The organism is Nocardioides lentus (assembly GCF_039529515.1).
Taxonomy (GTDB): domain Bacteria; phylum Actinomycetota; class Actinomycetes; order Propionibacteriales; family Nocardioidaceae; genus Nocardioides; species Nocardioides lentus.
In genome coordinates, this window is the sequence record NZ_BAAAMY010000002.1 from 492073 (window position 1) to 504874 (window position 12802).

11 protein-coding genes are annotated in these 12802 nt (G+C 76.1%); 2 read left to right on the top strand and 9 right to left on the bottom strand.

Going from position 1 to position 12802, the window contains the following annotated elements; genetic code table 11:
• Window positions 1-12 precede the first annotated feature (12 nt).
• The 9 genes from murD to mraZ form a co-directional block, all read right to left on the bottom strand.
• A complete protein-coding gene (gene murD / locus ABD158_RS05915; RefSeq protein WP_344005024.1) occupies window positions 13-1521 on the bottom strand; it encodes a UDP-N-acetylmuramoyl-L-alanine--D-glutamate ligase in 1509 nt (502 codons plus the stop codon).
• A complete protein-coding gene (mraY, locus tag ABD158_RS05920; protein ID WP_344005027.1) occupies window positions 1514-2623 on the bottom strand; it encodes a phospho-N-acetylmuramoyl-pentapeptide-transferase in 1110 nt (369 codons plus the stop codon). The genes murD and mraY overlap by 8 nt, the downstream gene beginning before the upstream one ends.
• Window positions 2620-4059, bottom strand: a complete 1440-nt coding sequence (locus ABD158_RS05925; RefSeq protein WP_344005030.1) for a UDP-N-acetylmuramoyl-tripeptide--D-alanyl-D-alanine ligase — start codon at window positions 4057-4059, stop codon at window positions 2620-2622. The genes mraY and ABD158_RS05925 overlap by 4 nt, the downstream gene beginning before the upstream one ends.
• Window positions 4056-5681, bottom strand: coding sequence for a UDP-N-acetylmuramoyl-L-alanyl-D-glutamate--2,6-diaminopimelate ligase (locus tag ABD158_RS05930; protein ID WP_344005032.1), 1626 nt, complete (start codon window positions 5679-5681; stop codon window positions 4056-4058). The genes ABD158_RS05925 and ABD158_RS05930 overlap by 4 nt, the downstream gene beginning before the upstream one ends.
• A 64-nt stretch (window positions 5682-5745) precedes the next feature.
• Window positions 5746-7545 carry a peptidoglycan D,D-transpeptidase FtsI family protein gene (locus ABD158_RS05935; RefSeq protein ID WP_344005035.1) on the bottom strand — a complete coding sequence of 600 codons (1800 nt, stop codon included), beginning with the start codon at window positions 7543-7545 and terminating at the stop codon, window positions 5746-5748.
• A gap of 57 nt (window positions 7546-7602) precedes the next feature.
• Window positions 7603-8196: a cell division protein FtsL gene (gene ftsL / locus ABD158_RS05940; protein WP_344005038.1), complete on the bottom strand. Its 594-nt coding sequence runs from the start codon at window positions 8194-8196 to the stop codon at window positions 7603-7605.
• Window positions 8193-9263 (bottom strand): 16S rRNA (cytosine(1402)-N(4))-methyltransferase RsmH, encoded by a 1071-nt coding sequence (gene rsmH / locus ABD158_RS05945; RefSeq protein ID WP_344005041.1) that lies wholly within the window; start codon window positions 9261-9263, stop codon window positions 8193-8195. Before rsmH ends, ftsL begins: the two co-directional genes overlap by 4 nt.
• Before the next feature lie 4 nt (window positions 9264-9267).
• Window positions 9268-9444, bottom strand: coding sequence for a hypothetical protein (locus tag ABD158_RS05950; protein WP_344005044.1), 177 nt, complete (start codon window positions 9442-9444; stop codon window positions 9268-9270).
• A 242-nt stretch (window positions 9445-9686) separates the two neighbouring features.
• Entirely contained in the window at window positions 9687-10115 is a 429-nt protein-coding gene (gene mraZ, locus ABD158_RS05955) for a division/cell wall cluster transcriptional repressor MraZ (RefSeq protein ID WP_344005046.1), read from the bottom strand.
• A 350-nt stretch (window positions 10116-10465) separates the two neighbouring features.
• On the opposite strand from mraZ, the gene ABD158_RS05960 reads away from it, so the two are divergent.
• Window positions 10466-11482, top strand: a complete 1017-nt coding sequence (locus ABD158_RS05960; protein ID WP_425573151.1) for an AAA family ATPase — start codon at window positions 10466-10468, stop codon at window positions 11480-11482.
• A 3-nt stretch (window positions 11483-11485) separates the two neighbouring features.
• Window positions 11486-12790 (top strand): DUF58 domain-containing protein, encoded by a 1305-nt coding sequence (locus ABD158_RS05965; RefSeq protein ID WP_344005049.1) that lies wholly within the window; start codon window positions 11486-11488, stop codon window positions 12788-12790.
• Window positions 12791-12802: the final 12 nt, after the last annotated feature.

Sequence of the window (12802 nt, forward strand, 5' to 3'; positions counted from 1 at the left end):
GGCCGGTCGGCCTCAGTCTGTGTCTGGCTCTGGCGGGTGCGCGAGGTGCTCGCGCACCGCGTCGGCGAAGGCGTCGCCCCGCGCGGCGTAGTCCGTGAACTGGTCCATCGACGCGCACCCCGGGGCCAGGAGCACCGTGTCGCCCGGGCGGGCGAGGTGCGCCGCGGCCTCGACCGCGCGGCCCATGGGGCCACCTCGTGCAGAAGTCTCGCCGTCCCCGACCTCCACGACGGGGACCTCAGGCGCGTGTCGCGCGAGAGCGGCCGCGATCACGTGGCGGTCGCGGCCGAGCAGCACGGCGCCCCGCAGCCGGCCGGCCACGTCGCGCACGAGGTCGTCGAAGCGGGCGCCCTTCGCCAGGCCGCCCGCGACCCACACGACGGGGTCGTGGGCCAGGAGCGAGGACCGGGCCGCGTGGGGGTTGGTGGCCTTGGAGTCGTCGACCCAGCGCACGCCGCGGCCCGCGTCGCCCTCGGCGACGACGGCGATGCGGTGGCCGTCGGGGCGGAAGGCGCGCAGCCCGTCGCGGACGGCGGCCTGCTCGACGCCGTGGGCGCGGGCCAGCGCCGCGGCGGCGAGCGCGTCCTCGACCACGTGCGGCGCCGGGGAGAACAGGTCGTCGACGGTGCACAGCTCGGCGGCGCTCGTGGCCCGCTCGGCGACGAACGCCCGGTCGGCGAGGATGTCCTCGACCAGCCCGACCATCCCGACGCCCGGGGTGCCGAGCGTGAACCCGACCGCCCGCGCCCCCTCGACGACGTCGGCCTCGCGCACCAGCCGCTCGGTGACGGGGTCGGCGAGGTTGTAGACGCAGGCCCGCTCGACCCCGGCGTACACGCGGCCCTTGTCGGCGGCGTAGGCCGCCATGTCGGGGTACCAGTCGAGGTGGTCCTCGGCGACGTTGAGGCACACCGCGGCCTGCGCCGCGACGCTGCGCGTGTGGTGCAGCTGGAAGCTGGAGAGCTCGACCGCCACCACGTCGTACGGCGTGGGGTCCATGACGGCCTCGGTCAGCGGCAGCCCGACGTTGCCGGCCGCGACGGTCGTGAGGCCCGCGGCGCGCAGGATCGACTCGAGCATCCGCACCGTCGTGGTCTTGCCGTTGGTGCCGGTCACCGCCAGCCAGGGGGCCGGTCGGCCGTCGGGGCCCGCGTCGCGGAGCCGCCAGGCGAGCTCGACCTCGCTCCACACGGGGACGCCGCGGGCGGCCGCCTGGGCGAGCAGGGGCGCGTCGGGGCGCCAGCCGGGCGAGACGACGAGCACGTCGGCGTCGTCGGGGAGCGCCGCGGTGGAGCCGGGGCCCAGGCGCACGTCGGCGCCGAGGACCCCGAGCAGCTCGGCGCGCTCGCCGAGCGCGTCGGTGCGTCGGTCGTCGAGGGCGGTGACCTGCGCGCCGATGTGGGTGAGGTTGTCGGCCGCGGCGAAGCCCGACACCCCGAACCCGGCGACGACCGCGCGGACGCCGTCCCAGTCGTCGCCGCGGCGCAGCCCCTCGACGCGCGAGCGCCCGGGCTCAGACATTGACGACCCACTCGGCGTAGAAGATGCCGAGGCCGACGACGACGCACAGGCCCGTGATGATCCAGAAGCGGATCACCACCGTCACCTGCTCCCAGCCGAGCATCTCGAAGTGGTGGTGCAGGGGCGCCATGCGGAAGACCCGGTGGCCGGGCTGGACGCGGAAGACCTTGCGGAAGGCGGCGCTCGAGCGACTGGCCTTGAACACCGAGACCTGGATCATCGAGGAGAGCGTCACGACCAGGAACAGCCCGCCGAGGATCACCAGCAGCAGCTCGGTGCGGGTGAGGATCGCGAGACCGGCGAGCGCCCCGCCCAGGGCGAGGGACCCGGTGTCGCCCATGAAGATCGCGGCCGGCGAGGCGTTCCACCACAGGAAGCCGAAGCAGGCCCCCGTGATCGCCGCCGCGACGACGGCCAGGTCGAGCGGGTCGCGGACGTTGTAGCAGGACCCCGACGGGGTGGACTGGCAGAACTGGTTGTTCTGCCAGATGTTCACGAGCGTGTAGGCGCCGAACACCATCACCGAGGCGCCGGTGGCGAGGCCGTCGAGGCCGTCGGTGAGGTTCACGGCGTTGCTGGTGCCGGCGATGATGAACCAGATCAGCAGCACCGCGAGCACGGACGGCAGCGTCAGCCAGTCGATCTCCCGGATGAACGAGATCTTCTGCGACGCCGGCGTCCGGCCGTTCTCGTCGGCCAGCCACGGCGACAGCGCGAGCACGCCGAAGGCGAGCGCGACGAACGTCTGGCCGACCATCTTGGCCTTGCTGCGCAGGCCCAGCGAACGCTGCTTGTAGATCTTGATGAAGTCGTCGAGGAAGCCCACGAGGCCCATCCCGACGAACAGGAAGATCAGCAGCAGCGCCGAGGCGGAGGGCAGCGAGCCCGTGACCAGCTTGGCCACGAAGTAGCTGAGCACCGACGCCAGGATGATGACGATCCCGCCCATGGTGGGGGTGCCGCGCTTGGTGTGGTGGCTGGTGGGCCCGTCGTCGCGGATCTCCTGGCCGTAGCCCTTCGCGGAGAGCACCGAGATGGCGACCCGCGTGCCGAGCAGGGACAGGATGAGCGACAGGCCGCCGCTGAGGAGGATCGCCCTCACCCGAGATCGCCCTCCTTGGTCGTCGGTGCCGGTGTGTCGAGCAGCGCCTGGGCGAGGTGCTCGAGGGCCACGCCGCGCGAGGCCTTGACGAGCACGACGTCGCCGGGCAGGACATTCTGGCGCACCCACGCGGTGGCCTCGTCGCGGCCCGCCGTGCGCACCACCCGGGCCCCGGCGCGCTCGGCGCCGTCCGCGAGGCCGGCGGCCGGTCCCCCGGCCTCGGCGTCGACCGCGACGACGACCGCGACGCCCCGTCGGCCGGCGTGCGCCCCGACCTCGTGGTGGGCCTGTGCCGCGCCGTCGCCGAGCTCCTTCATCTCCCCCAGGACGGCGACGCCGCGACGCCCGGAGGCGGTCATGTCGGCGAGGGTGTCGAGCGCGGCGCGGACCGAGGCGGGGTTGGCGTTGTAGGCGTCGTTGACGACGGTGACGCCGTCGGCGCGCTCGGCGACCTCCATGCGCCAGCGCGAGTCCGGGCGGGCGGCGCGCAGGCCCGCGGCGGCCTCGGCGAGGTCCGCGCCGGCGGCGAGCGCGAGGGCGACCGCCGCGGTGGCGTTGGCGACCTGGTGGCGGCCGGGCAGCGCGAGCGCGACCTCGTGGGTCGCGCCCGCGTGGGTCAGCGCGAACGTCGCGCGTCCGCGGTCGTCGGTGGTGAGCACCTCGCCCGCGACGTCGGCGCCGGGCCCGCCGAAGCTCAGCACGCGGGCCCGGGTGCGGGAGGCCATCGGGGCGACCCGCGGGTCGTCGGCCGCGAGGACCGCCGTGCCCGTCGGGGCCAGCTGCTCGACGATCTCGCCCTTGGCCTGCGCGATGGCCTCGACGGAGCCGAACTCGCCGAGGTGGGCGGAGCCGACGTTGAGCACGGCGGCGGCGTCGGGCCGGGCGACGTCGCACAGCAGCCGGATGTGGCCCACGCCGCGGGCGCCCATCTCGACCACGAGGTGGCGGGTGTCCTCGGTCGCGCGCAGCACGGTGAGGGGGACGCCCAGCTCGTTGTTGAGGTTGCCACGTGTGGCGACGGTCACGTCGGGCCCCGTGCGTCCCGCGGCGCGGGCCGCGTGGTCCAGGACCGCGGCGAGGTAGTCCTTCGTGCCGGTCTTGCCCTGGCTGCCGGTCAGCGCGAGCACGGTCGCGTCGGGCAGCCGGTCCCGGACGTGGCGGGCGAGCAGGCCGAGGGCCGCGGTGACGTCGTCGACGAGGACCGACGGGGCACCCGTCGCGCGCTCGGCCAGCACGGCGGCCGCGCCGGCCGCGTGCGCGCCGACGGCGTAGTCGTGGCCGTCGACGTGCTCGCCGGCCATCGCCACGAACAGGCCGCCGGCGGGGACCTCGCGGCTGTCGAGGGTGGCGGCGCCCGTGACGACCTCGTCGCCGGTCGCGTCAGCGAGCCGCCCGCCCACGACGCCCGCGAGCTCGCGCAGGCCCAGGGCGATCACGGGCGGCTCCCGGCCAGGGCGCCGAGCTCCTCGGCCACCACGACCCGGTCGTCGAAGGGATGGACCACCCCCGCGACCTCCTGGCCGGTCTCGTGGCCCTTGCCGGCGACGACGACCACGTCGCCGCTCCGCGCGAGCGCGAGCGCCCGGCGCACGGCCTCGCGGCGGTCGCCGACGTCGAGCAGCTCGGCGTCGCCCGCGCGGGCGCCGGCGAGCACGGCGGCACGGATCTCCGCGGGGTCCTCGCTGCGGGGGTTGTCGTCGGTGACCACCACGACGTCGGCGAGGCGGGAGGCGACCTCGCCCATCAGCTCGCGCTTGCCGGGGTCGCGGTCGCCGCCGGCGCCGAGGACGACGAGGAGCCGCCCGGCGGTGAGGGTCCGCATCGCGGCCAGGGCGGCCTCGACGGCGTCGGGCTTGTGGGCGTAGTCGACGACGACGGTGAAGTCCTGGCCGGCCTCGACGCGCTCGAAGCGTCCGGGCACGCCGCCGGCGGTGGGCAGGGCGGCGGCGGCGCCGGCGACGTCGAGCCCGGCCTCCGCGATCGCGGCGAGGGCGGTGAGGGCGTTGGCCACGTTGAAGGCGCCGGGCAGCCCGACCCCGGTGGCGAGCCGCAGGTCGTCCGGGCCCGCCAGCGTGAACGACGAGCCGGCGGCGTCGGAGCGCACGTCCGCGGCGCGCCAGTCCGCGTCGCGGCCGGCGGCGGAGAGGGTCCGCACCGGCAGCGTGGTCTCCCCCGCCAGGCGCCGGCCGTGCTCGTCGTCGACGGCGACCAGGGCGAGCCGGGCGCGCGCGGGGGTGAACAGCGAGGCCTTGGCGCGGTAGTAGTCCTCGACGGTCGGGTGGAAGTCCAGGTGGTCGCGCCCGAGGTTGGTGAAGCAGGCGACGTCGAAGACGACGCCGTCGACGCGGCCGAGCACGAGGGCGTGGCTGGAGACCTCCATGACGCAGACCGCCACCTCCTCCTCCGCCATCCGGGCCAGCAGCGCGAACAGGTCGGGCGCCTCGGGGGTGGTCAGGCTGGTGGCGAGGTCGCGGCCGGCGACGCGGGTGCCGACCGTGCCGATGGCCGCGCAGCGCACCCCGGCCGCCTCGAGCGCGGAGGTCGCGAGGCGGGTGGTGGTGGTCTTGCCCTGGGTGCCGGTGACCGCGACCAGCGTCAGCCGCCCCGCGGGGTCGCCGTACACCTGCGCGGCGACGGATCCCAGCACCCGTCGCGGGTCGGCGACCACCACGACGGGCAGGTCGTCGGCGACCCCGCCGGGGAGGGCGGCGAGCCGCGCGGCGCCGTCGGCGTCGGTCAGCACCGCCACCGCGCCGGCCGCGAGGGCCTGCGCGGCGAAGTCCGCGCCGTGGGCGCGGGTGCCGGGCAGCGCGGCGTACAGGTCGCCGGGCAGCACGCGCTGGGTGGACAGCGTGACGCCCGTGACGCTCACCCCGTCGGCCCCGTCGGACCCGTCGGACCCGTCGGCCCCGTCGGACCCGTCCGTCCCGACGGGCCCGGTCGTCTCCGGCGCCGCTCCGTCCGCGGCCAGCCGGGTCACGACGGACGCCAGCGGCACGGGGGTCACGGACCGCGGTCGGGTCGCCCGCAGGGCCTCCCGACGCTGCTCCTCGCTCACCACCCGGTGAGGTTATCCGGCCCGTCGTCGGGGCCGGCCCCTCCCACGCCCGGACCGGGCGAGGTCACCACTCGATCGGCAGCCTGGCGGGCCGGGACCCGGTCGGCGGCACGGCGTAGTGACGCAGCACGGCGCCCATGATCCGTGAGAACGCCGGGCCGCCCACGGAGCCGCCGCCGCCGCCGTTGCGGGGGTTCTGGACGGCGACGTAGACGGTGAAGCGCGGGTCGTCGGCGGGCGCGAAGCCACCGAAGGAGACGGTGAACGTGCCGTCGTAGCACTGGCACTCGGGGTTGACCCGCTGCGCGGTCCCGGTCTTGCCGGCCACCCGGTAGCCGGGGACGGCCGCACCCGGGGCCACCCCCTCGTCGGGGTCGACGACCTGCTCGAGGATGTCGGAGGTCTGGCGGGCCGCGACCTCGGAGACGACCCGCTCGGAGGTGGACTGCTCGGTGCCGACGGCCTCGCCCGCGTCGGTGGTGGCGCGGCCCTCGACGAGGCTGGGGTCGACGTGGACGCCGCCGTTGGCGATGGTGTTGACGGCCGCCGTCATCTGCAGCGCGTTGACCGAGACCGACTGGCCGAAGGCGATGCGGTCGGCCGCCATCGGGGTCCAGGTGGCCGCGTCCGGCAGGATGCCGGCGGACTCGCCGCGGACCCCGACGCCGGTGACGCTGCCCAGCCCGAAGCCGGTGAGGTAGTCGTGCAGCGCGGTGGGCGACATCCGGCGGGCCGCGAGCACCGTGCCGATGTTGGAGGACTGCGAGATCGCGCCGGCGACGGTCAGCCGCAGGGTGCCGTGGTCCCAGTAGTCGCCGATCACGCTGTCGCCGCTGTCGAGCTCGGAGGGCACGGTGATCCGGGTGGTGGGCGTGACCTCCTCGGCGTCGAGGAGACCGGCGACGGTCATCACCTTGAGCACCGAGCCCGGCTCGTAGACGTCGCTGAGGGCGCGGGAGCCGTAGTCCTCCTTGGGCGACAGCGAGGGCTGCGAGGCGTCGAACGTCGGGTGGTCGGCGAGGGCCAGCACCTCGCCGGACTGGGTGTCCATGACGACCGCGACCCCGGAGTCGCCGCGGGCGTCCTCGACGGCGTTGCGCAGCTCGCGCTGGACGGTCCACTGCACGTCGCGGTCGATCGTCAGCCGCAGGTCGCGGCCGTCGATGGGGTCGGTCGTGCTGTTCTCGCCGAGGGGGATCCGGTTGCCGGCGCCGCTGGTGTAGCGCGCCTCGCCGTCCCTGCCTCGCAGCAGTCCGTCGAAGGTGAGCTCCATGCCGAGGCGGGGCTTCTCGTCCGCGCCGAGGAAGCCGACCAGGTTGGCCGCGACGTCGCCGGCCGGGTAGTCGCGGACCGGGTCCTGCTGCAGCGTGATCCCGTCGTAGCCCGCCTCGTCGATGACGTCGAGGGTCTCCTGGGCCAGCGTGGAGGGCACGCGGCGGGCGACGTAGCGGAACCGGAACTCGGTGTCGCGCAGCTGGGCGAGGGTGTCGAAGTAGTCGACGTCGAGCCGCTCGGAGAACAGGGTCGCGAGCTCGGTCGCGTTCTCCTCGGTCAGCTGGGGGTCCGCGATGACCATCATCCCGTCGACCGAGCTGGCCAGCGCGACGCCGTTGCGGTCGAGGATCTCGCCGCGCTCGGCGGGCAGCACCATGTCGACGGTGCCCTCGGCGGCGGCCATCTCGGCGTACGAGCCGGGGTCGAGACCCTGCAGCTGCACGAGGCGGGCGGCGAGCACCGAGAGCACCATCGTGATCAGGACCAGGCCGACGCGCAGCCGGACGTGCGCGCGACCCCGGCGACTCCTGGTCGGCGGGCGCGCGGAGGACGACCGGGCCGGGCGGAGTCGCTGGCGGTCGTGCGGCACGGGGCCTCCTGGGTGGTGCGGGTCGGGTGCGGGTCGGGTGCGGGTGGTGCGGGCCGCTCAGCCGCGGTCGCTGCGTCCGTCCATCCTGGCCGCGAGCGAGCCGGGGGCGTCGGCACCGCGGGCCGTGTCGCCGGAGGAGTTGCGCCCGACCTGGTTCTGCTCGGCCGGCGGGTCGACGTAGCGGGGCTCGGGGGTCAGCACGGCGGGGCGCGGCGCGGGCTGCGGCTCGATGCGGCGCGCGTCCTCGGGGGTCGCAGCGGTGCACGGCCCCGAGGTGGAGCCGTCGGGCAGCGAGAGGAAGCAGGTCGCTCCCCCGGGCACCATCCCGGCGTCGCGGGCGGCGCGCGCGAGGCGCTGGGGGTCGCGCATCGACTCCAGCTCCATCTGCAGGCCCTGCTCGCGGGCGGCGAGGGCCGTGGCCTGCTGCTCGAGCGAGCTGGCCGCGAAGGAGGCCTGCTGCATCGAGGTGTTGAACAGCAGCAGCCCGACCACGCCGCCGAGCGCGGTCAGCGCGACCACGACGACGAACGGCACCCGCGGGGGGCGGGGGCGCACGCGCGGGGCGACGACCAGGGGACGGCGCGGTCGGCCCGGGGCGGGCGTGGTGCGCAGGCCGGGCCGGGACTCGGGCAGGGGCGCGGGGGTGCTCATCGGGGGCCTCCTGGGGCGCGGTGGTCCGGGCGTTGACGGGTGGGGCGGGCGCGGCCGGAGCCACGCTGGGGGCTGCGCTGCGGGTCGGGACCGGTGCGCTCGACGGCGCGGAGCCGGACCGAGGCCGCGCGCGGGTTGTGGGCCACCTCGTCGGCGTCGGCCTGCTCGGCGCCGCGCGTGACGGCGACCAGGCCGGGCTGCAGCTCGGACGGGACGACCGGCAGGTCGGGCGGGGCGACGGTGGTGGTGGCGTCGGTGAACGCGCGCTTGACGAGACGGTCCTCGCCGGAGTGGTAGGACTCGACGACGACGCGGCCGCCGACGCGGATCGCCGCGAGGGCCGCGGGGAGCACGCGCTCGAGGCCGCCGAGCTCGTCGTTGACCTCCATGCGCAGCGCCTGGAAGGTGCGCTTGGCGGGGTGTCCCCCGGTCCGCCGCGCCGGCGCCGGGATCGCGTCGTACAGCAGCTCGACGAGGCGCCCCGAGGTGGTGAACGGCTCGACCGCACGAGCCCGGACGACGGCGTCGGCGATGCGCCGCGCGAACTTCTCCTCGCCGTAGCGGCTGAGCACGCGGGCGAGGTCGGCGGCCGCGTAGGTGTTGAGGACGTCGGCGGCGGTGCGGCCCGCGCCGTCGGGGTCCATCCGCATGTCGAGCGGCGCGTCGGCCCGGTAGGCGAAGCCGCGGTCGAGGACGTCGAGCTGCATCGACGACACCCCGAGGTCGAGCAGCACGGCGTCGACGCCGCCCCGCGCGGGCAGGTCGAGGTCGGCGAGCACCTCCGGCAGCTCGTCGTAGGTCGCGTGGACGCCGGTGAAGCGCTCGCCGTAGGGCGCGAGACGCTCCCCGGCGCGCCGCAGCGCCGCCGGGTCGCGGTCGATGCCCACGACGCGGGCGGCGGGGAAGGCGGCGAGCGCCGCCTCGCTGTGACCGCCGAGACCGAGGGTGCCGTCGACGAGCACGGCGCCGGGTCGCTCGAGCGCGGGGGCCAGCAGCTCCAGCACGCGGGCCAGGAGGACCGGCTCGTGCCGGGGCTCGCTCCCCGCGGCGGTGGGGACCCCGGTCACGGGCCTACCGCCCGACCGAGAGGACGAGGAGCAGGCCGCCGACCAGGGCGGTCGAGGTGGCTGCCGAGAGGGCCATGACGACGACCGCGTCGCGGGCCTGCTGACGGACCCGGCGGAGACCGGGGCCGACGGTCGTCGCCGGGGCGGTCCGCGTGGGGCTGCCGCGTCGCACGGTGCTCACCCTCGACCCCCTCCCGGTGCTGCGTTCGCTGGACGTACGAGCGGGAGCGCCGGGCCAGGTCCCTTGCCCGCCCCCGGGGGCCGTCTGACACCGGGGAAGGTGCGTCAGATGGTCCGGCGGGCGGGCCAGAGGCCTCGTCCTGCGCTCCCGCTGTGCTGTTGTGGTGGTGCTGGTCGTGCCGGTGGTGCTGGTCGTGCTGGTCGTGCTGGTCGTGCTGGTCGTGCCGTGCGTGGCCCCGGCGCTCAGATGCCGGGGAAGACCTCGTCGCTCAGCTCGGCGAACTTCTGCTCCTGCTCGGCCGAGTAGCTGCTCCAGGCGTCGGGCGCCCAGATCTCGACCCGGTCCATGGCGCCGTTGACCACGACGTCGCGGTCGAGCGAGGCGTACTCGCGCAGGTGCGCCGGCACGGACACGCGGCCCTGCTTGTCGGGCACCTGGTCGTACGCCGCGGCGAACAGCACGCGGACGTAGTCGCGGGTGCTCTTGTTGGTCATGGACGCCTCGCGGAGCCGGCTGGCGACGGCCTCGAACTCCGCCATCGTCAGCAGGTTCACGCACCGCTCCTGGCCCTTGACCATCACCACTCCCTCCGAGAAGTCGTCCCTGAACTTCGCCGGGAGGATCAGCCGGCCCTTGTCGTCCAGCTTCGGTGTGAAGTTCCCGAAGAACATCGGGCTCCTCCGATCACCGTTCCTCCACTGCGCTCCACTCTAGACCACTTTCCTCCACCGTCAACCAGAACACGGCCCTCTCGCGCCTTTTTCGGGGCAGTGCGGGCTGCGCCGTCCCCGCGGGCCACCGCCCGGATCCCCCGCCGTGGCGGGCTCCACGGCCTCCCGGGGGCGTGGTGGGGGTGCGGTGGAGGGCCGTGGAGGGATTCCCGGCGCCGGTGGTGGGCCGCGGGCCCGGAACGCTGGGGACGACGTGGGGAGGCCGTCTACGGTGTGAGGCACGAGGACGCCGCCCGGGCCGTGGGGCGCCGGCCGTCCTCGTCGGCTCGACGGGGACGAGGAGACAGCGAGTGGACGGCGCGGCAGCGACGACGACGGCGACGGCGGGGACCCCCGCCGCGGTGGGCAGCGCCGACATCGCCACCCTCACGGCGGTCACGGACCGCGTGCGCGCCAACGTGGAGCGGGTCATCGAGGGCAAGTCCGAGGTGGTGACGGCGGCGCTGGTGGTCCTGCTCGCCGAGGGTCACCTGCTGCTCGAGGACGTGCCGGGAGTCGGCAAGACGATGCTGAGCAAGGCGCTGGCCCGCAGCATCGACGCGAGCGTCCGCCGCATCCAGTTCACCCCGGACCTGCTGCCCTCCGACGTCACGGGCGTCTCGGTGTTCAACCAGGAGACCCGCGCCTTCGAGTTCCGCCCCGGCGGCATCTTCGCCAACCTCGTGGTCGGCGACGAGATCAACCGCGCCTCGCCCAAGACGCAGTCGGCCCTGCTGGAGTGCATGGAGGAGCGCCAGGTCACGGTCGACGGCACGACGTACGGGCTGCAGGCGCCGTTCATGGTGATCGCGACGCAGAACCCGGTCGAGATGGAGGGCACCTACGCGCTGCCCGAGGCCCAGCGCGACCGCTTCATGGCGCAGCTCTCCGTCGGCTACCCGGTCGAGGCGGCCGAGCTGGCGATGATCGCGAGCCACGCCGCGGCCGACCCCCTCGACGACCTGGAGCCCGTCACGGACGCCGGCGAGATCCGCAAGCTGGTGGCCATCGCGGCCGCGGTGCACGTCTCCCCCGCGGTCCAGCGCTACGTCGTCGCCCTGGTCGGGGCCACCCGCGCCTCCCGTGAGCTGGCCCTCGGGGCCTCCCCGCGCGCGACGCTGCACCTGGTGCGCGCCGCCCGCGCCCGCGCGGCGGTGCACGGCCGCGCCTACGTCCTGCCCGACGACGTCCAGGCCCTCGCCGTCCCCGTGCTGGCCCACCGGCTGATCCCGGCCGTCGACGCCACCATGGCCGGACGTGGGTCGACCGACGTCGTGCGCAGCCTGCTGGCCGAGGTGCCCGTCCCGGCCCCCGAGCACGGTCGCTGAGCGGTGCGCGAGGCGCTGCGGGGGCTGACGGTCCGTGGGCGGGCGTTCGTGGCCGCCGGCGCGACCGCCGTGCTGTGCGCCGTCGTGCTCGGCCAGCCCGCCCTCACCCGGGTCGGGGTCCTCGTCGCCGTCCTGCCGCTGCTCGCCGCGCTCGTCGTGGGGCGGGGGCGCTACCGGCTGACGCTCGAGCGCACCGTCACCCCCGCGACCGTGACCGTCGGCGAGTCGGCCCGGGTGGACCTGGTGCTCACCAACGCCGGCCGCACCCCGACCGGGGTGATGCTGATGGAGGACCAGGTCCCGCACGCGCTCGGCTCGCGACCCCGGTTCCTGCTGGAGGGGATCGGGCACGGCTGGCGCCGCCACGTGACCTACCCCCTGCGGCCCGGCGTCCGCGGGCGCTACGCCGTGGGGCCGATGGACGTCCGCGTCGGCGACCCCTTCGGGCTCGTCGAGATCGGTCGCTCGTTCCGCTCCGCGGCGACCCTCACCGTCGTGCCGCCCGTCGTGCCCCTGCCCCCGGTCCCCCTCGGCGGGGCCACGTCGGGGTCCGGCGAGGACCGGCCCCGTCCCTCGGCCTCCGGCAGCGCGGAGGACGTCACCGTCCGGGACTACCGCCGCGGGGACGACCTGCGCCGCGTGCACTGGCGCAGCTCGGCGCGCACCGGCGAGCTCATGGTGCGCCGCGAGGAGCAGCCGTGGCAGCCGCGCGCCAGCGTGGTGGTGGACAACCGTCTCCGCGCGCACCGCGGCCAGGGCGCGGCGTCGTCGCTCGAGGTCGCGGTCGCCGCTGCCGCCTCCGTCGTCGCGCACCTCACCCGGCGCGGCTACACCGTGCGCCTCGTGAGCGCCGACGGGCCGCTCGGCCCGGACGCGCCCGCGTCCTCCCCCGGCCGCGACCGCGGTGCCGACCCCACCGCCGCCCTCGAGGCGCTGGCCGTGCTCGTGCCCACCCAGCGGCCCCGCCTCGACGAGTCGTGGCTGACCGACACCACCCGCGGGGGCATCGTGGTCGCGGTGCTCGCAGGCACCGAGATCACCGACGCCCCGGCCCTGCGACGCCTGCGCCACCACGCCGGCACCGCCCTGGCCCTGCCCGTGGACCTCGCCCCGTGGGGCGACGCCCCGACCCGCACCACCCCCACCCGCGCCCTGCTGGCGACCCAGGGGTGGCGGTGGGCCGAGCTGACGCCGTCCGAGCCGCTCGCGCGCACCTGGGCGCGGCTCGGCCGCCCCGGCGGCGCCCTCGCCGACCGCCCGCTCGCGGGGGCGACGGCCCCGGGGCCCGGGCCGGGGGCCGGCCGGTGAGGGGCCGGGCCC